Source organism: Bacillus sp. FSL K6-3312 (assembly GCF_038007485.1).
Classification (GTDB): Bacteria; Bacillota; Bacilli; order Bacillales; family Bacillaceae; genus Bacillus; species Bacillus pumilus.
This window is the reverse complement of record NZ_JBBOXI010000001.1, coordinates 3,695,413-3,720,282: the sequence shown is the minus strand read 5'-3', so window position 1 is coordinate 3,720,282 and position 24,870 is coordinate 3,695,413. Positions and strand designations below refer to the sequence as shown.

25 protein-coding genes, 1 pseudogene and 1 riboswitch are annotated in these 24,870 nt (G+C 42.2%); of the genes and pseudogenes, 19 read left to right on the top strand and 7 right to left on the bottom strand.

The window, feature by feature from the left end; all coding sequences use genetic code 11:
- Positions 1-227 precede the first annotated feature (227 nt).
- The 6 genes from MHI11_RS19545 (at position 228) to MHI11_RS19520 (ending at position 6,158) form a co-directional block, all read left to right on the top strand.
- Positions 228-2,171 carry a BglG family transcription antiterminator gene (locus MHI11_RS19545; RefSeq protein WP_044140281.1) on the top strand — a complete coding sequence of 648 codons (1,944 nt, stop codon included), beginning with the start codon at positions 228-230 and terminating at the stop codon, positions 2,169-2,171.
- A 122-nt stretch (positions 2,172-2,293) separates the two neighbouring features.
- Positions 2,294-2,599: a PTS sugar transporter subunit IIB gene (locus MHI11_RS19540; protein WP_044140280.1), complete on the top strand. Its 306-nt coding sequence runs from the start codon at positions 2,294-2,296 to the stop codon at positions 2,597-2,599.
- A gap of 14 nt (positions 2,600-2,613) precedes the next feature.
- Positions 2,614-3,963: a PTS cellobiose transporter subunit IIC gene (gene celB, locus MHI11_RS19535; RefSeq protein ID WP_044140279.1), complete on the top strand. Its 1,350-nt coding sequence runs from the start codon at positions 2,614-2,616 to the stop codon at positions 3,961-3,963.
- 26 nt (positions 3,964-3,989) lie between these two features.
- Positions 3,990-4,316: a PTS lactose/cellobiose transporter subunit IIA gene (locus tag MHI11_RS19530; protein WP_003215078.1), complete on the top strand. Its 327-nt coding sequence runs from the start codon at positions 3,990-3,992 to the stop codon at positions 4,314-4,316.
- Positions 4,313-5,641, top strand: a complete 1,329-nt coding sequence (locus MHI11_RS19525; RefSeq protein ID WP_044140278.1) for a 6-phospho-beta-glucosidase — start codon at positions 4,313-4,315, stop codon at positions 5,639-5,641. The genes MHI11_RS19530 and MHI11_RS19525 overlap by 4 nt, the downstream gene beginning before the upstream one ends.
- A 118-nt stretch (positions 5,642-5,759) precedes the next feature.
- Entirely contained in the window at positions 5,760-6,158 is a 399-nt protein-coding gene (locus MHI11_RS19520; RefSeq protein ID WP_044140277.1) for a hypothetical protein, read from the top strand.
- Between the two features lie 313 nt (positions 6,159-6,471).
- Here the strand turns inward: MHI11_RS19520 and MHI11_RS19515 are convergent, their stop codons facing one another.
- A complete protein-coding gene (locus MHI11_RS19515; protein ID WP_003215056.1) occupies positions 6,472-7,563 on the bottom strand; it encodes a branched-chain amino acid aminotransferase in 1,092 nt (363 codons plus the stop codon).
- Between the two features lie 368 nt (positions 7,564-7,931).
- On the opposite strand from MHI11_RS19515, the gene MHI11_RS19510 reads away from it, so the two are divergent.
- From MHI11_RS19510 to MHI11_RS19490, 5 genes and pseudogenes are all read left to right on the top strand, one after another.
- Complete coding sequence (locus tag MHI11_RS19510) at positions 7,932-9,359, top strand: DUF1565 domain-containing protein (protein WP_113767872.1); 1,428 nt, start codon at positions 7,932-7,934, stop codon at positions 9,357-9,359.
- Positions 9,360-9,475: 116 nt separating this feature from the next.
- A riboswitch (SAM riboswitch) is annotated at positions 9,476-9,585 on the top strand.
- Positions 9,586-9,755: 170 nt separating this feature from the next.
- Positions 9,756-10,855, top strand: a pseudogene (locus MHI11_RS19505) (sugar ABC transporter substrate-binding protein).
- A gap of 69 nt (positions 10,856-10,924) precedes the next feature.
- A complete protein-coding gene (locus MHI11_RS19500) occupies positions 10,925-12,421 on the top strand; it encodes a sugar ABC transporter ATP-binding protein (RefSeq protein ID WP_340962107.1) in 1,497 nt (498 codons plus the stop codon).
- Complete coding sequence (locus MHI11_RS19495; protein WP_044140271.1) at positions 12,418-13,431, top strand: ABC transporter permease; 1,014 nt, start codon at positions 12,418-12,420, stop codon at positions 13,429-13,431. The genes MHI11_RS19500 and MHI11_RS19495 overlap by 4 nt, the downstream gene beginning before the upstream one ends.
- Positions 13,432-13,525: 94 nt before the next feature.
- Complete coding sequence (locus MHI11_RS19490; RefSeq protein ID WP_003215004.1) at positions 13,526-14,158, top strand: GTP pyrophosphokinase; 633 nt, start codon at positions 13,526-13,528, stop codon at positions 14,156-14,158.
- A gap of 47 nt (positions 14,159-14,205) precedes the next feature.
- Here MHI11_RS19490 and MHI11_RS19485 read toward each other — a convergent pair whose 3' ends face one another.
- Together MHI11_RS19485 and MHI11_RS19480 are read right to left on the bottom strand one after the other, a co-directional pair.
- Positions 14,206-14,346 (bottom strand): hypothetical protein, encoded by a 141-nt coding sequence (locus tag MHI11_RS19485; RefSeq protein WP_165840211.1) that lies wholly within the window; start codon positions 14,344-14,346, stop codon positions 14,206-14,208.
- Positions 14,347-14,365: 19 nt separating this feature from the next.
- Complete coding sequence (locus MHI11_RS19480) at positions 14,366-15,451, bottom strand: Rap family tetratricopeptide repeat protein (protein WP_268508602.1); 1,086 nt, start codon at positions 15,449-15,451, stop codon at positions 14,366-14,368.
- 527 nt (positions 15,452-15,978) lie between these two features.
- Here MHI11_RS19480 and MHI11_RS19475 point away from each other — a divergent pair.
- The 3 genes from MHI11_RS19475 (at position 15,979) to MHI11_RS19465 (ending at position 18,182) form a co-directional block, all read left to right on the top strand.
- Positions 15,979-16,743, top strand: a complete 765-nt coding sequence (locus tag MHI11_RS19475; protein ID WP_065097770.1) for a transporter substrate-binding domain-containing protein — start codon at positions 15,979-15,981, stop codon at positions 16,741-16,743.
- A 69-nt stretch (positions 16,744-16,812) separates the two neighbouring features.
- Entirely contained in the window at positions 16,813-17,457 is a 645-nt protein-coding gene (locus MHI11_RS19470; protein ID WP_003215015.1) for an amino acid ABC transporter permease, read from the top strand.
- Positions 17,454-18,182: an amino acid ABC transporter ATP-binding protein gene (locus MHI11_RS19465; RefSeq protein WP_003215369.1), complete on the top strand. Its 729-nt coding sequence runs from the start codon at positions 17,454-17,456 to the stop codon at positions 18,180-18,182. The genes MHI11_RS19470 and MHI11_RS19465 overlap by 4 nt, the downstream gene beginning before the upstream one ends.
- 77 nt (positions 18,183-18,259) lie before the next feature.
- Here MHI11_RS19465 and MHI11_RS19460 read toward each other — a convergent pair whose 3' ends face one another.
- Entirely contained in the window at positions 18,260-18,643 is a 384-nt protein-coding gene (locus tag MHI11_RS19460; RefSeq protein ID WP_003214664.1) for a VOC family protein, read from the bottom strand.
- Positions 18,644-18,762: 119 nt separating this feature from the next.
- Here MHI11_RS19460 and MHI11_RS19455 point away from each other — a divergent pair, with 119 nt between their 5' ends.
- The gene (locus MHI11_RS19455; protein ID WP_065097779.1) at positions 18,763-19,944 is read left to right on the top strand and encodes a class I SAM-dependent rRNA methyltransferase; all 1,182 of its coding nucleotides are present in this window, start codon (positions 18,763-18,765) and stop codon (positions 19,942-19,944) included.
- A 38-nt stretch (positions 19,945-19,982) separates the two neighbouring features.
- Here MHI11_RS19455 and MHI11_RS19450 read toward each other — a convergent pair whose 3' ends face one another.
- Positions 19,983-20,663 (bottom strand): CidB/LrgB family autolysis modulator, encoded by a 681-nt coding sequence (locus MHI11_RS19450; protein ID WP_044140267.1) that lies wholly within the window; start codon positions 20,661-20,663, stop codon positions 19,983-19,985.
- Positions 20,657-21,040 (bottom strand): CidA/LrgA family holin-like protein, encoded by a 384-nt coding sequence (locus tag MHI11_RS19445; RefSeq protein WP_012011691.1) that lies wholly within the window; start codon positions 21,038-21,040, stop codon positions 20,657-20,659. The genes MHI11_RS19450 and MHI11_RS19445 overlap by 7 nt, the downstream gene beginning before the upstream one ends.
- Positions 21,041-21,205: 165 nt before the next feature.
- Here MHI11_RS19445 and cidR point away from each other — a divergent pair, with 165 nt between their 5' ends.
- The 4 genes from cidR (at position 21,206) to MHI11_RS19425 (ending at position 24,099) form a co-directional block, all read left to right on the top strand.
- A complete protein-coding gene (gene cidR, locus MHI11_RS19440; RefSeq protein ID WP_003214744.1) occupies positions 21,206-22,093 on the top strand; it encodes a cidABC operon transcriptional activator CidR in 888 nt (295 codons plus the stop codon).
- A gap of 17 nt (positions 22,094-22,110) precedes the next feature.
- Positions 22,111-22,935, top strand: coding sequence for a hydroxyethylthiazole kinase (gene thiM, locus MHI11_RS19435; protein WP_283924030.1), 825 nt, complete (start codon positions 22,111-22,113; stop codon positions 22,933-22,935).
- On the top strand, positions 22,922-23,590 hold the full coding sequence (gene thiE, locus MHI11_RS19430; RefSeq protein ID WP_340962105.1) for a thiamine phosphate synthase: 669 nt from the start codon (positions 22,922-22,924) through the stop codon (positions 23,588-23,590). Before thiM ends, thiE begins: the two co-directional genes overlap by 14 nt.
- A gap of 134 nt (positions 23,591-23,724) precedes the next feature.
- Positions 23,725-24,099: a nuclear transport factor 2 family protein gene (locus tag MHI11_RS19425; protein WP_060597556.1), complete on the top strand. Its 375-nt coding sequence runs from the start codon at positions 23,725-23,727 to the stop codon at positions 24,097-24,099.
- A gap of 225 nt (positions 24,100-24,324) precedes the next feature.
- On the opposite strand, the gene MHI11_RS19420 is transcribed toward MHI11_RS19425, so the two are convergent.
- Positions 24,325-24,663 (bottom strand): DUF4288 domain-containing protein, encoded by a 339-nt coding sequence (locus MHI11_RS19420; protein WP_044140262.1) that lies wholly within the window; start codon positions 24,661-24,663, stop codon positions 24,325-24,327.
- Between the last annotated feature and the right edge of the window lie 207 nt (positions 24,664-24,870).

Genomic DNA, 24,870 nt, shown 5'->3' with positions numbered 1-24,870 from the left:
GACACGAAGGTGTATCGCCTTTTTATCATGGTTTCCAAACGCTCCTACAAAAAAATGCATAGGTCATTGGATATGGTTTGTTGTATAAATAGGGGCGTTTGTCATATAAATGAGATGGTAATTTTTATTTCTTTTCAGTAGAATATGAGTAATGAAGAGAACTGCAAGCGTATACACCTTGTCCAGACAAGGCAGATTCTCCACCCTTACATAAGGAGGCCGATCTGATGCTGAGTAAAAGACTGGCGCACATCTTAAGTCAGCTCATGGCAGCGGAGACCCCGCTCACAAGCGCTGCGCTTTCTGTCAGTTTACAAGTAACAAGCCGCACCATTCGTACAGACATCAAGGAACTGAACGACTGTCTCGCTCCTTATCAAGCGGCTGTAACAGCTGTTCGAGGAGCTGGCTATGAGCTGTTGATCAACGATGAGAATGCCTTTCGCCGTTTTATGAAAGAGGAGGTCGAACAGGAAGAGCCGCTGGCTGTTCTGCCAGAGGAGCGCGTTCGGTTTATTTTAAAAAAGCTGCTTCTCGCAGAGTCTTATGTGAAACTGGAAGACTTACAGGAGCAGCTGTTTATTAGTAAATCGACGATGAGTAACGATATGAAATGGGTCAAACGCAAGCTTGAGCCCTTTGATCTAAAGCTGGAAGCAAAGCCGAATAAAGGCTGCCGGATCAAAGGATCGGAGATGAAAATTCGTTATTGTATGTCAGAATATTTATTCAGTGAACGCCGATCCTGCCAAACGATGCTGAACACGGCAGTCACCATTTTGCCAAAACATGAACTGGAATTGATTCAGAAAACAATCATTGATTATATCAATGAAGAACGAATGAATCTATCAGACATTTGCATGAATAATTTAATCGTTCATGTCGCGATTGCCTGCAAACGAATTAGACACGGAAACTATGTATCTGTTTTGCCAGAGGAAATCAATGAGATTCCACGAGCAAAGGAATACGAGGTTGCTAAAAAAATGGTGGAATGCCTTGAAGGACTGCTGGACGTCTCTTTTCCACAAGAAGAGATCGTCTATATCGCCATTCATTTATTAGGAACAGCCAAAATGGTGCAGTCCTTTTCATCGAGCGCTCAAAAACAAATTGTGGATGATGACACGAGCCGTCTTGTCCAGCTGATGCTCCAAGCCGTTGATCAAAAGCTGCAGCTTGATTTAGCCGGTGATGCGGAATTAATGATTGGGCTGAGTCTGCACTTAAAGCCAGCCATGACCCGGTGTAAATATGGGATGAACTTAAGAAATCCAATGCTTGATGAAATAAAGGCGGGGTATCCACTTGCCTTTGAAGCAGGAATTATCGCCAGCAGGGTCCTTGAAGAAGAGGAGGGGCTGAGTATTCATGAGAATGAAATCGGATATATGGCGCTTCATTTTGGTGCGGCTTTAGAGCGGAGGAAAATGGAGATTCCGCCGAAGCGATGTCTCATCGTCTGTGCGTCTGGTGCAGGAAGTGCAAGACTGCTTCAAGATCGTCTGCGGTCACAATTTGGGTCGAAGCTGACCATTTTAGGAACAGCAGAGCTTTATTCGCTTCCGCATGTCTCTTTACATGCCATGGATTTGATTATTACAACGGTCCCGATTCAGATGGATTTACCGATTCCAGTCATACAAGTGAACACCATTTTGGGAGGCGGCGACTTTTTAAAAATTGAAGAAGCCCTGACGAGTGAAACAAGGGTGACATTGGCCTCTCAATATATGAAAAAGGAATTGGTCTTTACAAAACGCGCCTTTCAAACAAAGGAAGAGGTCATCACTTTTCTCACGAAAAAAGTCATCGATATGGGATTAGCACCAGCAGAACTTACACCTTCTGTGATGGAAAGAGAAGAGGCTGCACCGACATCCTTCGGGCATTATACAGCCATTCCGCACCCTATGACGCCGCTGACAGAAGAGACATTTTGGGCGATCTGTTCATTAGAAAAACCGATCATATGGGGAGAGAAAAAAGTTCAATTTGTTTGCTTGCTTTGTGTCGAAAAAGAGAATGCCAAAGATTTAAAAGGGATGTATCGTCTGCTGGGCGAGCTTGTGCACAATGTGAAATTCATTCAGCATCTCATCGCCTGTGATACATTTGAAGACATGCTCGATATCATGTATAAAAAGGCCCCTTCGTACAAGAGCTAACAATGTGATCTTAACTTTTTCCGCTTCCTAAAGGAAAAAGTATAGGTGTTTATGAAAGCGGTTTCATAATATGATGAATGTGTAAAGAAAAGCTACACACTTTCAAAAGGAGGCGTTTACACATGAACATCTTATTGGTTTGTGCAGCAGGTATGTCAACAAGCTTACTAGTCACAAAAATGGAGAAAAGCGCACAAGAACAAGGAAAAGACTATCGTATTTGGGCAGTATCTGGAGATTCAGCAAAAAATCATATTGATCAAGCCGATGTGCTTTTATTAGGACCACAGGTTCGATATTTATTACCACAAATGAAAAAGCTCGGAGAAGAAAAAGGGATTCCAGTCGACGTCATCAATACCGTGCATTACGGCGTATGTAACGGGGCTGAGGTTTTAAAATCTGCTGAACAGTTAATGAACGGATAAAGGGGGCGGAAGGGATGAATGGATTCAACCGATTTCTAGAAGAGAAGGTCATGCCGTTTGCAGGGAAGATTGCCGCTCAAAGACATTTACAAGCATTGCGTGACGGAATTGTTTTAACCATGCCTCTCATTATTGTCGGTTCACTGTTTCTCATTTTAGCCAACCTTCCGATCCCAGGATACAGCGATTTTATGGCAAGTATCTTCGGAGCAGAATGGGCCACGAAACTATCCTATCCTGTTAATGCAACCTTTGACATTATGGCACTTGTTGCAACCTTCGGGATTGCCTACAGGCTTGCTGAAAAGTATGCAGTGGATGCCCTATCATCTGGTGCGATCGCTGTTGCAGCTTTCCTTTTGGCAACACCATATCAAGTTCCTTTCACACCTGAAGGCTCAACAGAAGCCATCTTAGTAGGTGGGGGAATTCCAGTTACATTGATGGGCAGTAAAGGGTTATTCGTTGCCATGATTATTGCCATGCTTTCAACTGAAATTTACCGATTCATTGTCCAGCGGAATATCGTCATTAGGATGCCTGATGGTGTACCGCCAGCAGTGAGTAAATCGTTTATCGCACTTATTCCAGGTTTTGTGGTCATCACGCTGATCTGGGTCGCAAGACTTGTGATTGAGATGACACCATTTGAGAGTATTCATAATATCATCACGGTCTTAATTGGCACACCGCTTTCCATTCTTGGTGGAAGCTTAGGCGGAAGTATTGTCGCCATTGGTGTGCAAATGCTCCTCTGGGCATGTGGTATTCACGGAGCAACCATTGTCGGCGGCGTCATGGGCCCAATTTGGCTCGGTGCGATGGATGAGAACCGTCTCGCATTCCAAGCAGGAGAAGTGCTGCCAAATATCTTCACAGCGCAGTTCTTTGAAATCTTCATCAATGTCGGCGGTAGCGGTGCAACGCTTGCCTTGGTGCTGACGATGATCTTACGTGCCAGAAGTAAACAAATGAAACAGCTTGGCCGACTTGCCATTGGGCCAGCCATCTTTAACATCAACGAACCGATCATCTTTGGAATGCCGATTGTTATGAATCCAATGCTTCTGATTCCGTTTATCCTTACGCCTATCATGATGATCATCACGACATATATCGGAATGAGCACAGGGCTTGTCGCAAAACCGGCGGGGATTGCGGTCCCATGGACGATGCCGCCTATCATTTCAGGCTATCTCGCCACAGGAGGCAAAATCTCAGGTGCTGTCATGCAGCTGATTAACCTAGCGTTGTCATTCGCTTTATACTACCCATTCTTTAGAATGTGGGATAAGCAGAAATTAAAAGAAGAAAGTGAACTAGAAACAAATGCAACAACTGATGAAAATGTCGTCAGCATGTAATAGAGGAAACAAGGGGGATGCGGCCGATGGAAATGGAACAAATTGTGTTTCAACTCATCTTACACGGCGGGAATGGCAGAAGCTCTGCGATGGAGGCCATTACATGTGCAAAGCAAGGGAATTTTGATGAGGCGAAGCAAAAATTGCAGGAAGCACAAGACGCGTTAAATGAGGCGCATCACGCACAGACAGAGCTGATCCAAGGAGAAATTAGAGGAGAAAAGACCGATATTAGCCTCTTAATGATCCATGCACAGGATCATCTCATGAACGCAATGACCGTCAAGGAGCTTGCGGCGGAAATCATCGAGCTCCATGAAAAAATGAAGCAACTCGGAGGTGTCAATTCATGAAAGATGGAATCAAAATTGTCACAATAGGCGGAGGATCAAGCTATACGCCTGAGCTTGTCGAAGGATTTATCAAACGATATCATGAATTGCCTATAAAGGAATTATGGCTCGTGGATATTGAAGCGGGTCAGGAAAAGTTAAACATCGTGGGTGCTCTCGCGAAACGTATGGTCGAAAAAGCCGGTCTGCCGATTGAGGTACACCTGACGCTTGACCGCCGGGAAGCCCTGAAGGACGCAGATTTCGTGACAACACAATTTCGTGTAGGACTGCTGGAAGCACGGGCTAAGGATGAGAGAATCCCACTTAAATACGGCGTCATCGGTCAGGAAACGAACGGACCAGGCGGCTTATTTAAAGGCCTTCGAACCATCCCAGTCATTCTAGATATCGTGAAGGATATGGAAGAGCTTTGTCCAGATGCATGGCTTGTGAATTTTACAAATCCAGCCGGCATGGTCACAGAAGCTGTGCTGCGCTACACTAATCTAAAAAAAGTAGTCGGACTATGCAATGTCCCAATTGGGATGAAAATGGGGATTGCCAAGGCGCTTGATGTGGATGTTGAACGGATCGAGGTACAGTTTGCCGGCCTCAATCACATGGTCTATGGATTAGACGTGTATTTAGACGGGGTCAGCATTATGGATCAAGTACTCGATGAATTAGGAAATCCGAATAGTCAGTGGTCTATGAAGAACATTGAAGCGAAAAACTGGGAACCTTCTTTTGTAAAAGGATTAGGAGTGATCCCATGTCCGTATCATCGCTATTACTATAAAACAAAAGATATGCTGGAAGAAGAGCAAAAAGCAGCCCAAGAAAAAGGAACAAGAGCAGAGGTTGTCCAGCAGGTCGAGCACGAATTATTTGAGCTCTATAAAGATCCTGAATTATCGATTAAACCACCACAGCTCGAAAAAAGAGGCGGGGCATATTACAGTGATGCGGCATGTAACTTAATCAGCTCCATCTATAATGATAAGCATGACATCCAACCAGTCAATACAGTGAACAGAGGGGCGATTGCCAGCATTCCGGCTGATTCAGCGGTTGAAGTGAACTGTATCATTACGAAGGACGGACCAAAACCAATCGCGACGGGTGATCTGCCTGTAGCTGTGAGAGGGCTCGTTCAACAAATCAAATCATTCGAGCGTGTGGCAGCAGAAGCGGCAGTCACAGGAGATTACGAGACGGCTCTTGTAGCGATGACGATCAATCCGCTTGTCCCTTCTGACGAAATTGCAAAGCAAATTTTAGATGAAATGCTCGAAGCACATCGTGAATATTTACCGCAATTCTTCAAATCAGTCAAAGCGTAAAACAAAATGGCCCCTTTATGGGGTCGTTTTTTAATCATTGCCCCATATGGAAATTCAAGAAAGAAGTGTATGATATAAAAAACAGCATGTATGGCTTCAAAGAAAGGACGGTTTGAGTATGGTTGCAATTGGTTTAATGCTTTACGGCTTTATCGTTCAACCTCTGTTGAGTTATGGCACAGTGGTCTTGTTTTTGTATGGCATCATCGCTTCTTTTATTGGTCTTATTCGTCATAGACAGTATGTATGGATTTATGTTCTTCGCCTGCTCGTTTGTTTTACCTTTCCAGTGACCAACCTGTTGATGTATTTCGCAACGATTGGTGGAGATGAAAGAGACTTTGATTTTCAGCCGATGCCGTTTGTTTATTATCTTGTCTTTATCATAGAAATCATCATCGTCTTTTTACCAGAGATTTTTTTACTGATCGAAAGAAAGCGGAGCATCAAAGGGAAACAGTGGATATATATAGGGGCGATTGTGGGTGTATCGGTCTTGTTTTGGTGCACGATTTGATGGAAGGCTGACTGGACATCTAAGTCTATTTCCCCTTTTTGTTGCGTAACCTTTTTCGTCTAACCTTTACAAAAGTAATAGAAAGAACAAAGATAGAAATTCCGAGAAGCTTAAATAGAAACCGGGTGTGGAACGGTGAATCGTCGAAGCCTGTAGCGATGATGATCGATCCGATGAAAAGACCAAAGAACGCTAGTAGATAAGTAAAAAACATACCATCACTCCTTAATGTGTTATTACCATTATAAGGTATATCAGAGGGGTAAATAAACAAAAAAAGAACCCTTCATGATTGAAAGGTTCTTTTACATGCTTAAGCTTGTTTGACGACCGAATCGACTTCTACTGTCCAGCCGAAGATATCTGGTTGTGTTCCTTTTTGAATACCCGTAATGGCTTCATACAATTTCTTCGATACTTCACCTGTTTGACCATCTTGAATCACATATGGCTGATCGTGATAAATTAATTCCCCGACAGGAGAGATGACGGCCGCTGTTCCAGTTCCAAAGATTTCTTCAAGCTCACCTGATTGATGTGCTTCAATTAACTCATCAATCGAAATTTTACGCTCTGTCACTGGAATTCCCCAGTGTTTTAATAGCTCAAGTACAGAGTTACGTGTGATGCCTTCTAAAATGCTACCGTTCAATTCAGGCGTCACGATTTCTCCATTGATTTTAAAGAAAATATTCATACTCCCGACTTCTTCAATGTACTTTTTCTCAACTCCATCAAGCCAAAGAACTTGTGAAAAACCTTTCGTTTCAGCGACTTGCTGTGCCTTGAGGCTTGAGGCGTAGTTTCCAGCTGTTTTGGCATTTCCTGTTCCGCCTTTAACGGCACGGACAAATTCGTTTTCAACGGCAATTTTGACAGGATGGATGCCTTCTTTATAGTAAGACCCCACTGGAGATAGGATAATGAGCAGCTTATATGTGCTTGACGGCGCAACGCCTAAATACGGCTCAGTGGAAATAATGAATGGACGGATATACAAGGAAGTGCCCTCTGCATCAGGTACCCAATCCTTATCAATGCGAATGAGTTCATTTAAGCCCTCTAAAACCGTTTCTGTATCAATTTGAGGGATGCACAGGCGGTCATTGGATCTGTTTAAGCGTTCCATGTTCTTTTCCGGACGGAACAAGAGAATTTTCTGATCCTCAGAAACATAAGCCTTCAAGCCTTCAAAAACAGATTGCCCATAATGGTAGACCATCGAAGCTGGGTCCATTGGAATGGCCTGATAAGGGATAATTCTTGGATCATACCAGCCTTGATCAATGGAATAATCCATCACAAACATGTGATCTGTGAAGATTTTTCCGAATTCAAGTTGATCAGATTGAGGTTTTGGTTTTTTTGTTGAACTAAGTTCAACGCGGATGGGTTGTTTTGGCATCGTAAATCTCCTTGCTGTTTGATTATTTGAAAATTCTAATAATATGAAATAATTATGATTCTATTCTATACCTTCACAAAATATTAGCAATAGGTTTTCTGGAATTCAGACAAGAAAAATCTGTTAAAGCGCTTTCCTTCTCTCTGCCGTCAGTCTGCCTCATGTCACCCCTTTTTAATAAAGAAATAAAATCCAAATACATTATTAACTGATTAATCTGACAATTTAAAAGCGGATAAATTTCCTGTAAGATATTCTTTCAACCATACACCTTTTGACCGGTACATTGCAAGGGGCATTGTCATATTTTAATCCTCTTTTTTTTAACCGATAAAGAAAGAAGAGAAGTGAAAGGAGCAAACAACAAGATGAAACGAGCGATACCAGGCATTTTACTTATTTTATTCATGACCGTGATCAGCTTCGGTTGTCAAGCGATGACGGAGGAGGCTGGCGCCAAGCAGGGAACTGCCTATTACGTGGCGACAAACGGAAACGACAAAAACCAAGGAACGAAGCAAAAACCTTTTCGCACGCTGAAAAAAGCGGCAAGTATGGCGAAAGCCGGGGCAACCATTTATGTTAGAGGCGGCACATACAAAGAGAAATTGATTGTCCGCCATTCAGGGACAAAGAAAGCACCTGTTATCTTTCAAGCTTACGGAAAAGAAAAACCTGTCATTAGCGGGGCTTCACTAAAAGGAAATCAAGCAGATGGCGGTCTTGTCACGATCGATCAAAAAAATTACATTACCCTCAAAGGTCTGACGGTGGGACATCTCAAGACGAATAAGGAAGATCTGACCCCAGTCGGTATTTTCATCAAAGGAAGCGGGAAAGGCGTCAAACTTCTCAACAACCGAGTGTATGACATTCAGACGATACACAAAAATGGGAATGCGCACGGTATTGCGGTCTATGGAACAAAAGCTCCTGCGGCCATTGAAGACATTGAAATCAAAGGGAATACTGTTGAAAAATTAAAGCTGGGCTTCAGTGAAGCGCTTGTGCTGAATGGGAACGTCAAAAAGTTCCGTGTGACACATAACACCGTCCGCCACACTGATAATATAGGCATTGATTTAATTGGTTTTGAGAACGTAGCACCTTCTAAAAAGTACGATCAAGTCAGAAATGGTGTTGTATCTAGAAACAAAGTGTATGAGATTACGAGTGTAGGAAATCCAGCCTATGGCAAAGACATCTCTGCTGGTGGAATTTATGTGGATGGCGGGAAGGACATTGTGATTGATCATAACATCACACATCATAATGACCTAGGGATTGAAGTCACAAGTGAACATAAAGGAAAAATGGCAGATCGTATTCGCATTGAACACAATCAAGTGTATTTGAACCGTTATACAGGCATTTCAATTGGCGGTTATGATAAAAAGCGAGGCGGAACAACAAATACGACGATCTCACATAATATTTTATACAAAAATGACACAGCCGGCTTAGAAGGCGGTCAATTGTTGATGCAATATCAAGCCGTGAACAATCGAATCACGAACAATATCATGACAGCGAGTACCTCGCATTACTTAGTCGTGAATCTTTATGGAGTAAATCAAAAGAATACCTTCCAGAAGAACGTGTATGACGACCGCAAAGGTGCGAAAGCATCACAGTGGGTATGGCGCGGGAAATGGATGGAAGGTTACAAAACGTATCTCTCTAAAAGCGGCCAAGATAAAGGATCAGCACACCTCAATCCACAATTTGTGAGTGAGAAAAAATATGATTTTCGCCTGAAGAAATCATCACCTGCTAAGAAAATCATCGGAAGTTAAGTATGTCTGAGCCACAAACTCATTGTTTTAAATTTTCAAAAAAATCATTGACATTAATGTGACATCACATTAAAGTAAAGAAGACATTTCAACGAAAACAAAATTTCATAACGGATCTCTTATCAAGAGAGGCAGAGGGACTGGCCCTATGACGCCCGGCAACCGTTTCTACTATAGAAATTGGTGCTAATTCCTGCAAAGCTGTGACAGCTTTGACAGATAAGAGAGGAAGAATTCCCGATACATGTTTCATGCAACGGTGATCAAGCCTCTCTTTCCAAGAGAGGCTTTTTTTTCGTCTCTTTTTCAAATGGGAGAACAGTTTACTGGCGTTTTCCCACATTTTTACCTAGTTTTCCGATGTGAAAAATAAAAACAACTTGAGGAGGAACAGCAATGAAGCGTAAGTATTTTACATCTTGTTTTATATTATTAACGGTATTGACCGTCCTATTAACAGGCTGCGGCACTGGATCAAGTGCAGGCTCAAAGGCAAATACGAACGAAAAGGTCTCCTTTGACAATGTACCGAAGCGATTTGCAAAGGGACAGGGAGCCAAAATTAAAGTCATCCGTAAAATCGGAGGAGATGATCATACAGCGCAGTTTTTAGCTGGGACGAAGGCAGAAGGTGAAGCGCTTGGCTTTACGGTAGATGTCTACACCGCAAATGGAGATACAGCGAAGTTCCATGACGCGATCTCTCAGGCGCTGGAAGAAAATTATGATGGTTTTATCATCTCTCATGGGGACGACGAGGCGACCGTCGCTGACGTGAAAAAGATCACAGCGAAGGGCATTCCAGTCGTAGCGTTCGATTCAAATCCTAAGCTGAAGGACATCAAAGGGGTCACAGTGACGTCTCAAGATGACGAACAATTAGCGAAAAAATCACTAGACGCACTCGTGTCTAATTTTAAAGGAACAGCAAATATTGCGTACCTCTGGGTAGATGGATTCCCGCCAATGGTGAGACGAAACAAGGTCTATCAAGAAACGCTCAAACAACATTCAGGGATCAAGGAACTTGACCGCTTTGGTATTGCCTCCTCTGATACGTCTGTTCAAACACAAAATGCAGTAGCAGCGATGCTGAATAAATATCCAAAGGGTAAACTTGATGCTATTTTTGCCACGTGGGATGCCTTTGCCATTGGCGCAGCAAGAGCGCTAAAGGAAGCAGGAAGAACAGAAGTGAAGATTTATGGGATTGATGTGTCAAATGCTGATCTTCAAGAAATGACAGCAAAAGACAGTCCATTGATCCGAAGCTTATTGGCGCAGTTGACGTGAGAATTCTTGCGAAGAAAATAGCGGGTGAGAAAACCCCGTCTTCCTATGACCTTGAGGCCTCTCTCATCTCACAAAAACAGCTTCAACAATCAGGAAAGGCCATCAATATGGTCAATCTTGCAGACGAAGTGAAGGGGTTCGGTTCATCGACTGCCTTTGAAGAAGATTGGATGAAGACCTTGAAGAAGCATTATTCAAAATAAACGCCGTGCACTCTCTTCTATAGAGGGTGTTTCGTTTTTCAGATGATGATCATGAGAAGGAGGACATCTATGACTTCGCCGCTAGTTTGTATGAAACATATTTCGATTGAATTCCCAGGAGTAAAAGCGTTAGATCAAGTGAATTTCACATTAAAAAAAGGGACAGTTCATGCACTGATTGGAGCGAATGGTGCTGGGAAGTCCACGTTAATGAAAGTTCTTTCTGGCGCTCATTCGCACTATGAAGGAAGCATCCAAATCAATGGTCAGGCGGCATCGATCCAAACCCCAAAGGATGCGGCCTCATATGGTGTGCAGACGGTTCATCAAGAAGTGGACACAGCTCTCGTTCCCTACTTAAGTGTTGGTGAGAATATGATGATACATCAGATTGAGAAAAAAACATTTGTCGACTGGAAAGAGCTGCACCGTAAGGCAGCTCAACGATTAAAAGAACTGGACATCGACATCTCCACAAAACGCCTTGTGAGTGATCTAACCCTTGCGGAAAAACAGATGGTGCTCATCGCCAAGGCCGTTTCAATTAAATGTAGAATTTTAATTTTAGATGAACCAACGGCCCCGCTAAGTCATACAGAAACAAACAAGTTATTTTCAATGATTGACCGGCTGAAACAGAATGGAACGGGCATTGTGTTTATCTCTCATCGTATGCCTGAAATTTTCACCATTTGTGATGAACTGACAGTGATGCGAAATGGAACCGATGTCGCAGCTCATCTTGTTCAAAATACAGATCCGCAGCAGATCATTGAAGAAATGCTTGGTGCGCCATTAGAGGAGCAATTCCCGCCTCGTACACCGTTGATGGATGCACCTATTGCCCTTGAAGTGAAGCAGCTAAACGACCAGCATAAATTACGCAATATTCATCTTCATGTGAAAAAGGGTGAAATTCTCGGAATTGCAGGCCTTGTCGGTGCTGGAAAAACGGAATTGTGTAAAGCCCTTTTCGGCGCCTCAGAAAAAACGACGGGGACTGTACAGCTTCATGGTCAAACTGTTCATATCGCATCGCCTCATCAAGCCGTGAGAGCTGGAATGGCCCTTGTGCCAGAAGAACGGAGAAAGGAAGGGATCCTGACGGAAGAGAGCGTGGGGTGGAACTTAACGGCCGCAAGTCTTCGTTCATTCTCAAGCGTGTTCAGCTTCTTACATCGTTCGAAGGAAAAGCGGGAAGCAGACGAAATCGTCAAACGACTTGGCGTCAAAACCCCATCTCTTGAAGCAAAGGTGAAGCATCTATCCGGTGGAAATCAACAGAAGATTGCCATTGGAAAATGGCTGCTGGCTGAAGCGGATGTCTATCTCTTTGATGAACCGACTAAAGGTGTTGATGTTGGAGCGAAAAAAGATATTTTCACGCTGATTGCAGAGCTTGCCGCCCGCGGGAAATCTGTGATTTATGCGTCAAGTGAGCTGTCGGAGATTGCAGGGATCGCAGACCGAGTCTATGTGCTGTATGATGGCAGCATTGCCCGGGAAATGACTGCCCCAACGACTGAGGAAGAGCTTTTATATCATTCAACAGGAGGACAATCATGAGTGAACAACAAATTCCAGCCCCTGTGCAGCAAACGAAAAAGCAGCGGCCATCCTTTCATCTATTTGATTTCTTTTATCGATATGGCACGATCTTAACCATTGTTGTATTGATTGTGGTATTTGCGGCAGCGAATCCAGCGTTTTTGCAATCAGGGAATATCATCAATATTTTACGGTCTATCTCCATTGTGACCATTATTGCGGTGGGCCTTACCATCTCCTTGGCAGTCAACGGCTTTGATCTATCAGTCGGATCAGTCGCAACGTTATCGAATGCAATCGTGATTTCTATGTTTGTGTGGTTTTCGCAAAACCCGCTGATTGCGATCCTCTCTGCGCTAGCGGCTGCCCTTATTGTTGGTTTACTTAATGCCTTGATGATTGTCAAAATGAAAATTCCAGATATGCTCATGACATTAGCCATGATGTTTATCATTCAAGGGCTGGCTCAGACGTATACGAAAGGGGCGACCATTTCTGAAAACATGGTGCTGCCTGACGGTACATTCTCAACGGGTACAATTCCTGCCTTTTTCAGCAAAATCGGACAGGTGCCATATATCATTCTCTTAATGGCAGTGATTGTGCTATTTGCACATGTTTTCATGACCTACACAAAGCACGGACGATTTATGTACATCATTGGAGGGAATAAGGAAGCGGCTCGATTGTCCGGTATTCATGTGAATAAATATAAAATCGCGGCATATCTGCTTTCGGCTTTATTTGCGGCAATCGGCGGTATTGTGCTGGCATCAAGGGTAATGACAGCGGAAATAAATGCGGGCACACCATATTTAATGGATGGCGTAGCGGCAGCTTTTATCGGTTTTTCCGTCATGGGAGCAGGAAAACCAAATGCATTTGGTACGTTTATTGGGGCTGTGCTCATCGGAATTTTGCAAAATGGGCTTGTGATGATGTCTGTCCCTTATTATGCGATGGATATTGTGAAAGGCTCTGTACTCGCCCTTGCGCTGGCGTTGACATATTATAAACAGCGAGGCTGACGACGTATTTTTTAAAACCTTTCGAGTCCTGTCTCCGTCTAGTAAACGGAAAGCGGTGCAGCCGCCGTTTCCCAAAAGGAGATGACAAATAGAAATGAATATGTCAGCAACTCATGTAGAAGATTTGAAGAACGTCATGGAAGACTGGAAAAATGAATTATTAGTATATAAATTTGCATTAGATGAAATGGATACGAAGTTTTCAATCATCAGCCAGGAATATAATTTAATCCATGGCCACAATCCAATAGAGCATACAAAATCACGGATCAAATCCTTTGAAAGCATTGTAAATAAATTAGCAAGAAAAGGGTGCGACATCACAACACAATGTGCCAAGGAGTATATTCATGATATCGCAGGTGTCCGTATCATCTGCTCCTTTATTCAAGATATCTATAATATTATGGATGTATTGAGGCAAAGAGAGGATCTGAAAATCCTTGAAGTGAAGGATTACATTCAACATCCAAAACCAAATGGCTACAGAAGTCTTCATTTAATTGTGGAGATCCCTGTGTACTTAACGAATCGGGTGGAGCATGTGAAGGTTGAGATTCAGGTGCGGACCATAGCGATGGATTTTTGGGCGAGCCTTGAACATAAAATCTATTATAAACTGCAAAACGATGTCCCTCATCAGCTAACCGATGAACTGAAGGAAGCGGCAGATATCGCCCATTACTTAGATGAAAAAATGCAAAATATTAAACGAGAAATTGATTAACCCATAAAAAAGAGCAGCTGCGATATTCACAGCTGCTCTTTTCATGTTTAAGGATTGGTGCCGCGGTCTCTCTTTTGAATGATATCTTGAGATTGTGCAGATTGGCTGTTTTTTTGGATAGAAGCGCCAATGGAGACACCTGTTATCAAGAGTGTCAAAATCGCAGTTGTGATAAGCCATTTTTTCATCATACATCACTCCATATTCTTAACAAGTTTTTAAGGACAACGCCTTGTTCCAGAAATAAGTGGATTCTTCATGAAGTCCCAGATCCGTTAAGTAAGCAGCTGCATCCTGACAGATGGCTTCAAGATCGACAAGAAAATTCATAGATTCTAATTGATCACAATAAGACTTGATTTGCTCTATCATGTTGTCTGGCTGAAGCATAAGTGTTTCTAAAATAGATAATTTAAGTGAAATATTTCGTTGCTTTAAAGTTTCTGCTTTTTGAAGTGAAAGCTGTACATAATAGTGGAACAAACCAGGCTTTTTCAGCTTGAATAGTGCTTTTGTGTAGGCATACATGGCTAGTAAGTAGCCGCCTGGAGAAGACGTTTCAAATGTCTCGATCAATAAAGCTTTTTCTAGGAGCGGCACAGCTGCACTGTATTCATTTCTAAGACTTTTAATAAAAGCTGCATTGCAATACGCATGACCAAGTAAATCTGGGTCTTCCATTTGTTCTAGTGAATGAATCACTTCTTCAAATAATGACTCTGCCTCATCATATTTTGATTGATCAGCATAATTCAAAGCGAGCATCATTTGACAGCTGATTGATTTTTTCACATAACATGGATCTGCGTCATAAATAGATGAAGCCATTTTCAAGTGGTGTATGGAGAGGAACGAGGATCTTATATTATAGTAAAGACACCCTGTTTTATAATGAAATTCTGCTTTTTCAATGTCATCGTGGACGAGATCTAATTTATCCTCTGCCAATTTTAAAAGGTGAAATGCCGTATCCTGATTGCCTCTGCGCATTTCATACATCCCTTTAAAGAAATAGAAATAGTAGCTGAGCATGTCATCTGTACGGATTGCATTTTCATCAACAAAAAGACTATGATCCAACGAGGCTGTATCTTCAATGAGATCCTTAAAACGGTACTCTAGCAATTGATAGTAAAGTAAGACGTCTTGATTCTCTTCCATGCGATCAAACGCTTGAAGAATCTCTTCTTTTAGCTGGATCGCACCTTGTATTTCTCTTTTTTTCATCATGACATACCAGTCATTTAACATATTCGCTACATCAACGGACGACAAAACACCTGTTTCTGCCAATTTATATCCTCCTTTCTTCATCTATCCATCTCGTTCGATTTCCGTTCATCTGAATTCACTTTCCATATTCAGTATCTTCTTATATTTTAAGCGCTCTCTCGCAATTTGTAAAACATGTTTTTTGATGTAAATTCAACCAATTGTGAAAGAAATAGGGATCAGGTGCTTTTTTGTATACGCTTACATATTTTTAGGTAAAAAGAGGGTTTTAGAAAAAATATATTACGATATCAATAGAGAGAAGAAGGTCATTCAAGCATCTGTTTTCGTATGTTAGAAAAAACGGTGGTTTTCAAGGTGATCTCTCGTTTTTTGTAAGGTTATCTCACATTATGATTGTGAATCGCTCTTCTTTTAGAATAAAATGAGTTATTCGCAAAAAAGTAAAATTTAAAGAGACTATTGATCTAGGATTGTATGGATCTTTGGTATTGATAAAAAGTATCACACACTATAGCTTTAGCGTGGTATAGTATTATTGGTATTGCGAATATTTAGACAAAACTGACAATAGGGGGTCGTGTTTTATGAAAAAATCGATGTTACTGATCATGGGACTCATTGTTGTGCTCGTCATGGCAGCCTGTGGATCAAAATCGGACAGCGGTTCGGGAGAAGGCAAAGGCACATATAAAATAGGGATAGATACAACATATCCGCCGTTTGAATTTGAAAAGGGCGGTAATTATGAAGGGATAGACGTTGATCTGATTAACGCCATCGCGAAAGACCAAGACTTCAAAGTGAAACTTGAAGCTATGGACTTCTCAGGCATTATTCCAGCAATGCAGGCAGGCCAGCTTGATGTAGGGATGGGCGGGATGAGTATTACAGATGAGCGTAAGAAGAAGGTGGATTTCTCAGATCCGTATTTCGACGCTGGATTGACAGTTGTTGTGAAAAAGGACAGCAGTATCAAATCAATTGATGATTTAAAGGGGAAAAAGCTAGCTGTTAAAAATGGGACGACGGGTGCAAAATTTGCATCAGATAACGCAGATAAATATGGGTATGAAGTGGTTCAATTTAATGACAGCCCATCGATGTTCCAAGAAGTTTCAAACGGAAATGCAGATGCCTTAATAGAGGATTATCCTGTCATTACGTATGCAATTGCACAACAAGATTTAAACTTGAAAACAGTTGGAGACCGATTGAATGGAGACCAGTATGGTATCTCTGTGATGAAGGGGAAAAACCAAGACCTATTGAAAAAGATCAATAAAGGTCTAGAGAACCTAAAGAAAAACGGTGAATATGACAAAATTATCGATAAATATTTGAAGTCATAACACAAGCGAGGCGCGCTTCGAGCGCGCTTTCTTTATGATGCGCTGTATGTGAATTAGGGAGGGAGAAACATGGACACGATTATTAATGCATTTCCGTATTTAATGGATGGTTTGCAAACCACTTTATATATCTTTGTTGTTGCTATCATTTTAGGATTTATCATCGGTTTAATAGTGGCATTATTCCGTCTGTCACCTTTTAAAATCTTAAATTTCATCGCACTCGTCTTTGTCAATGCCATCCGAGGCACACCATTTATCGTACAGCTATTCTTCATTTACTTTGGTTTGAATACACTTGAATTCATATCGCTTGATCGAGTGCCGGCAGGGATTATTACAGTAGCGATTAATGCAGGGGCTTATTTCTCAGAAATTATTCGTGCTGGGATTCAGTCTATTGATAAAGGACAAACAGAAGCTGCACGTTCCTTAGGTTTTACAGGGGGACAAAACATGCGCTTTATCGTCCTTCCGCAGGCATTTCGCCGCATGCTTCCAGCCATTACAAACCAAGCCATCATCAGCTTGAAGGACACGTCTCTCTTATCAATTATCGGAATTGCCGATATTATGCAGCGGGGACAAGTACAGGCATCGGCAACATTTGATCCTTTGAATGTCTGGCTCATTGTCGGTATCATTTATTTCGTGATCATTTATTTACTTTCTCTACTGGCTAGCTACGCAGAAAGGAGATTTGATATCAAATGAGTATGATTACGGTGAAAAATTTAAAGAAATCCTTTGGCGATCACGAAGTGTTAAAGGATATTAATGCAGTCATCGAAGAAAAGGAAGTAGTGTGTGTGATTGGTCCTTCTGGATCAGGTAAAAGCACGTTTCTAAGATGTCTCAATAAATTAGAAGATATTACGGCAGGTGAAGTCGTTGTCCACGGACATACGATTACAGATCCTAAGGTGAATATCAATAAAGTACGTCAAGAAGTGGGGATGGTGTTTCAGCACTTTAATTTATTTCCTCATAAAACCGTTTTAGAAAACATCACGATCGCACCGATGAAGGTAAAAGGTACCGACAAGAAGGCGGCAGTCGATAAAGCGATGGACCTGCTTGAAAAGGTTGGCTTAAAAGACAAAGCCAAAAGCTACCCTAACCAATTATCTGGTGGACAAAAACAGCGTGTCGCCATCGCAAGAGCCTTGGCAATGGACCCGAAAGTGTTATTATTCGATGAACCGACATCTGCTCTTGACCCTGAAGTTGTCGGGGATGTATTAGCAGTTATGAAACAATTAGCCGTCGAAGGCATGACAATGATTGTGGTCACACATGAAATGGGCTTTGCGAGAGAGGTAGGAGACCGCGTGATCTTTATGGATGGCGGATATATTGTCGAGGAAGACAAACCGGAGGCTCTCTTTGGAAACCCGCAGCATGAGCGTACAAAATCATTTCTTAGTAAGGTGTTATAAAAAAAGAGTAAGGGCATATGGATGCTCTTACTCTTTTTCTTTTATGGGGCATAGCCGGTCCCATTTCCTAGGAAATATTAGCGCTGGAAGAATTCGATCCATTCTTGGTCTGGCCCTCTGAAAAAGAAGTAGCAGTATCCATTTGGTAGCGTCGTAATTTCTTCATCAATTAATTCGATTTGCAGCTTTTGAATACGATTGAATTCAGCATGAATATTGTCTGTTGTAAAGGCAAGATGGTGAACCTTTCCTTCAGATGGCAGATCGCTGCTGTACCCTTGGATGAGCTCAATTTCCGTTTCTGCCTCATCTTTAAAGCCGAGAAATGCAAGCTCAATGATTCCGTTTGTATGAGTGATGCGATCCTTTAATTTCATGCCCACGACTTTTTCATAAAAATCAATGGACGTATCAATATTTGAAACCATAATACCTGTATGATCTAATCGTAATGTCGTCAAAAAAAGAGCCTCCTCTATGGTGTGTTGATATTTTTCTCCTCATCTTATCATAATAGAAGTAACGTATACATTCATTATGATAGGATAGAGAGAGTCAATTTAGGATAAGGATGACACGAATGAAAAAAATCTCATTAAAACAAACATTTGCAGAACAAGTGAAAAAGGGATATCCGCTCATTTCTAAAGATGCTGTATCACATGTAAACGGTGTGAAAGAAGGCGAGCTGATTGAATGGGTGGATGAGCGAGGCGCCTTTTTGGGAAAAGGATATTATGGTGTGCAAAATAAAGGGATCGGCTGGGTACTTACTATTGATGCTAACGAAAAAATAGACCACGCCTTTTTTGTCTCCAAGCTTGAGCAGGCAGAGAAAAGCAGAACGCATTTATTTCGTGATGCACAGACGACTGCTTTCCGTGTGTTCAACGGAGAGGGAGATGGCATTGGCGGGTTCACGATTGATCATTATGACGGTTTCTATCTCATCCAGTGGTATAGCGAAGGAGTGTATACATTCAAGGCGGAAGTATTGGCTGCACTTGAGCATGTATATCCAGACTATAAAGGCATTTATGAAAAGAAACGATTTGATACGTCTGGACAGTATATAGAAGATGATGATTTTGTAAAGGGAGAGAAAGGTGAATTCCCTCTCATCGTGAAAGAAAATGGCATGAACATAGCGGTTTACTTAAATGATGGTGCGATGACAGGCATTTTTCTTGATCAACGTCATGTGAGAAAAGCAATTCGAGATCGTTATGCAAAAGGAAAGACCGTGCTCAATACATTTTCTTACACAGGCGCTTTCTCCGTAGCAGCAGCACTTGGCGGAGCGAGCCGGACGACAAGTGTAGATGTCGCAAACCGCAGTTTGAAAAAAACATCTGAACAGTTTGAAGTCAACGATATAGATGTGGACGGGCAGGATATGAAAGTCATGGACGTCTTTAAGTACTTTCCGTTTGCTGCGAAAAAAGGATGGACCTATGATCTTGTCATCTTAGACCCGCCTTCCTTTGCACGCACGAAAAAGCACACATTTAGTGCGGCGAAGGATTATAAGAAGCTATTAAAAGAAGCCATCCAAATCACAGCTGAGAACGGCGTCATTGTGGCATCAACGAATAGCAGTGCATTTGGTATGAAGAAATTCAAAGGATTTATTGCGCAGGCCTTTAAAGAATCAGGGCAAACCTATCGTATCCTTGAAGAATATACACTTCCTGAGGATTTCCGTACGACGAAGAATTATCCTGAAGGAAATTATTTAAAGGTTGTCTTCATACAAGCATAAGAAAAAAGCCATTTTCCGATAAAGGGAAATGGCTTTTTTTATAAGGCAAACGACATGAGGATAGGCGCTGCACATAAAGTAATGATGGCTGAAAGAATCATCGACACACTTGAGATCGTCCCTGAGACGGAGCTCATTTCAAATGCCTTCGATGTTCCTGCCCCGTGTGCACCTGTACCAAGCAGGACGCCCATGGCAATGTCATTATCAATACGGAAATAACGAATGATCATTGGACCGATGATTGACCCAAACAGTGCGGTTAATATGACGAATACTGCCGTAACGGACGGCATCCCGCCAATCATTTCTGACACACTCATCGCCACTGGTGTTGTGACCGACCTTGGGACAAGACTTTCAATAAGGCCTGTATCCAAATGAAACAACTTCGCGATAAATGCCGTAGATAGAATCGCAATGACAGAACCGCAAGCCACATTCAAAATAATTTCCACTGCATGCTTCTTCAGAATGTGAAAATACTTATAGAGGGGAATGGCGAAAGCAACAGTCGCAGGCTGAAGCATATTCGTGAGCCATTTCCCGCCTTGATTGTATGCGTCGTAAGGAATATTGACGATTAACAGAAAGACGACAAGGACAAGCGGTGTCACAAGTAATGGGGAGACATAGACCTTCGGATGTCGTTTATACACCGCTTTTGATCCGAGATATAAAAGAACTGTTAAGATCAGAAATAGTGCGCCAACTAACATAGCTTTTTTCGCTCCTTTCTTTTCGCAATCATTTGCGTCATGATACCAGTCGAGAGCATGACGACAAAGGTACTCAGTAAGACGACAAGGACAATACTTGTACCAGATTGAGAAAGCAATGTTCCATAATCAATGACACCAACGGCCGATGGGATAAAGAATAGCAGCAGTTCTCCGAGCAGCCATACGGCACCAAGTTCAATCCACTTTAATTGAATAATTTTAAAATGAAGTAATAAGAAAATGACCAGAATGCCTAAAATCGTACCCGGTATTCTTAAATGCAAAAAGGCCGCGAGCACATTCATCAATTTCGCAAAAACAAACAAAGCCATAATCTGAAGGACAGCAATCAGCGGCGTTTTGAGCAATTTCACTTTCTGTTCACTCCTTTTTCTATATAATTTGTTCACTGTTTCACAAAAACATGACAACGTTCCAATTGATTAGCTTACTTTAAAGTGTACAGCACGTTCAGTTATAGGTAAAATACATATATCGAATAATTAGTATTCCTTTTGTCTATAGGAAGGATGAGTCATGTGGACATTAGACATTTAACATATTTCTTAGAAGTGGCGAGGTTAAAAAGCTTCACAAAAGCATCACAATCTCTTTATGTGTCGCAGCCTACCATTTCCAAGATGGTCAAAAATCTCGAGGATGAGCTGGGGGTGCAGTTGTTTTATCGGAATGGCCGGCAGGTTGAAATGACAGATGCTGGACAAACGATGTATACCCAGGCGAGTGAAATCACACAATCATTTCAAAATTTAACGAGCGAGCTAAATGATTTAATGAATGTCAAAAAAGGACATATTCGCATCGGGCTGCCACCGATGATTGGATCGAGTTTTTTCCCGAATGTCATGGGAGAATTCCGCCAGCAGTATCCAGATGTCACATTTCAACTAGTGGAGCACGGATCTATTAAAGTAGAGGAAGGGGTCGAGGATGGTTCGTTAGATATTGGTGTCATTGTTCTGCCTGCAAATGATAAAATCTTTCATACGTACACCATTATTAAAGAGGACATGAAGCTCGTGACGCATCCATCACATCCGATGGCAGGTCGAGATAAGGTTGATTTAGCTGATTTAAAGGAAGAGTCCTTTATTTTCTTTCGAGAAGACTTTGTTCTGCATAGCCGGATATTGAATGAATGTATGAATGCGGGCTTCCGGCCCAATGTCATTTATGAAACGTCTCAATGGGATTTCATTAGTGAGATGGTAGCCGAGAACTTGGGAATTGGCCTTCTGCCTGAGCGGATCTGCCGTGATCTTGATCCTGAAAAGGTGAAAGTCATTTCCTTAAACACGTCGATCCCATGGCATTTAGGAGTCATTTGGCGAAAGGATCGCTATTTGTCGTTTGCGGCAAGAGAATGGTTAAAGCATACGAAATCCTATGTGTGGGGAGCAGAGTAAAAGGGAGGATGATATGGATGAAAACAAGTGACGTGTCTCATTTATTGGAAAAGGTTCGAGCGGAAAATCCACTCGTCCATAATATCACCAACCAAGTCGTGACGAACTTTACAGCGAATGGTCTGCTTGCTTTAGGCGCTTCGCCAGTCATGGCAAATGCCAAAGAAGAAGTGGCTGAAATGGCGCAATTAGCCGATGCGCTTGTGCTGAATATTGGCACACTGACCAAGGAGACGGTGGAGGCCATGATTCTGGCTGGACAATCTGCCAATAAAAAAGGGATACCTGTTCTATTAGATCCTGTCGGCGTTGGTGCGACAGCGTTTCGAATGAAAGCGGCAAAACAGCTGTTAGAGCAAGTGAACATGACAGTTGTCAGAGGGAACGCTGCAGAAATTGCTCATTTACTTGAAGTGGATGGCTGGGAGTCAAAAGGCGTGGATGCGAAAGCAACGAACGGAGATGTATCGGCACTAGTCAAACAAGCGGCGAGGACACTTCAGACCGTTGTGGTGATCACTGGGAAAGTCGATGTAGTGTCAGATGGAGAGGACGTGTTGTCTATTCATAATGGACATGAATGGCTCACCAAGGTGACGGGAACCGGCTGTTTACTGACGTCTGTCATCGGGGCATTTTGTGCAGCAGGTGAAAGGCCGCTTCACGCGTCGGCAGCTGCTCTATTGTTTTATGGTGTCGCAGCTGAAAAGGCAGCTCAGTACACCCAGAATAAAGGGCCAGGTACGTTTCAAATGGAATTGCTCAATGCACTCTCACACACAACTGGCGATGATGTGTTAACGCTAGGGAAAATAGGGGGAATGTCACATGACAAAGGCTGATCAACAGCAAATCAAACAGCAATTATCGGTTTATTTTATTATGGGAACAGCGAATACAAGCCGGCAACCGCTTGATGTTTTGAAAGAGGCGATTCAAGGCGGGATCACCATGTTTCAATTTCGAGAAAAGGGTGAGGGAGCCTTGCAAGGAGAAGAGAAGAAACAATTGGCTCGCCAACTTCAAGTACTTTGCCAAGAAGCGAATGTTCCGTTTATTGTAAATGATGATGTGCAGCTAGCGATAGATCTTGATGCAGATGGCGTTCATGTTGGCCAGGAAGATACAAATGCAGTAGACGTCAGACAAAAAATAGGGAATAAAATATTAGGTGTGTCTACGCATAACCTAGATGAAGTAAAACAAGCCATGAAGGACGGCGCAGATTATGTCGGCATGGGCCCAGTTTATCCAACAGAAACGAAAAAGGATACACGCAGTGTCCAAGGAGTATCATTGATCACGGAAGTGCGTCATCATGGTCTTCATATTCCGATTGTTGGCATCGGGGGTATCGCATACGATAATGCAGCACCAGTCATACAAGCAGGGGCAGATGGTATCAGCATCATCAGTGCCATTAGCCAGAGTGCTGACCCTAAGAAAGCAGCAGAAGAATTGAAAGCACTTGTAACATCAGAAAAAGCATTACTTTAATCTGGAGGAGACATGGATTGACTCAATTCATGTCTTTTCTGATTTCGGGGAAAATAGACAGGTGTGAAACAATTGTGTACAATCAAATTGTTCGATTATTGTCGAAATGACAGGTAAATAAAGGAGAATGAACAATGGAAGTTCTCGATACGTATTTTCGCCGCTACGATGAAGCTGGAAAAGGGCAAGAACAAATGGATGAATTGCTCGCATTGTTTTCTGACGATGTCATGATTGTCTTAAATGGTGCAGAGAAGCCTGGGATCCAAGCGTTTACACAGTTTTTAAACACATTTTTCCACGTGCATGAAGACATCAAGCATATGTGGGATGGATGGAAAAAAAGAGAAGACGGAAAGTATGAAACCAACTGGGCCGTTTGCGGGAAACTTTCGGATGGCCGTGTTTATACAGCAGAAGGAATTGATATTGCAGAACTGGACGACAAAGGAAAAATCGTTTATTTAGAAAACGTTCCGAAAAATCCAGAGTTATTTCAGCGCTATTAAAAAGCCGGCTCATCAGCCGGCTTCCAGCGTGTAGACAAACCCTCGCATTCGGTGTCAGTCCTGCGCGCCGGTACTCACGAATGTCAAATTCGCTCTGTTCCGGTGCTCGTCCTTCCTAGAATGCAAAGGTTTTCTATCACGCTGAAAAGAAGACAAAGGGCTAAAATCAAGATCATTTTAGCCCTTTGTCAACAATCTGAAAGCCGGCTCACCTGCCGGCTTCTTTTATTTGTCTAAAGAATAAGCCTCGATGGCTTCTTTCACCGAAGTTTCTTTATCAAAAATAAGGTGGCGGCTGTACACTTCACTTAAATGCAGTGGTTCTTGATCTAAGTCATCTAGAAGCTCAAAGACATCTAATATAGCTGCTAATTTTTTGGTCGTTTGTCCACCTGCCGCATTATCAAAGGTTTCTTCTAGAAAGCTCTTTTGGATGATATCTTTTACTTTACGATGGTTTTTTGCACGCACCAAAATGATCCGTTCTTCAAATATTTTATCGGGCATACTGCTTGGTGATGAGATGGATTCAAATAATAACTTGGCAGAATATATCTGACGCATCAGTAATGTCACTTCTTTCTTGCAGCTTTTTCATTGTACAAATATGAGTTCCTCAACGTGTGAATTGATTTCCAGTATGTGTATATCATGATAACATATGAGTGACGCAGAGCGTTTGTACAACATAAAAGGGGAGGTGAAAAAGGTGAAGAGTGTGATTGATAATAGAGGAGAAACGCATGAAATTCTGTTGATCCTCGTCACATG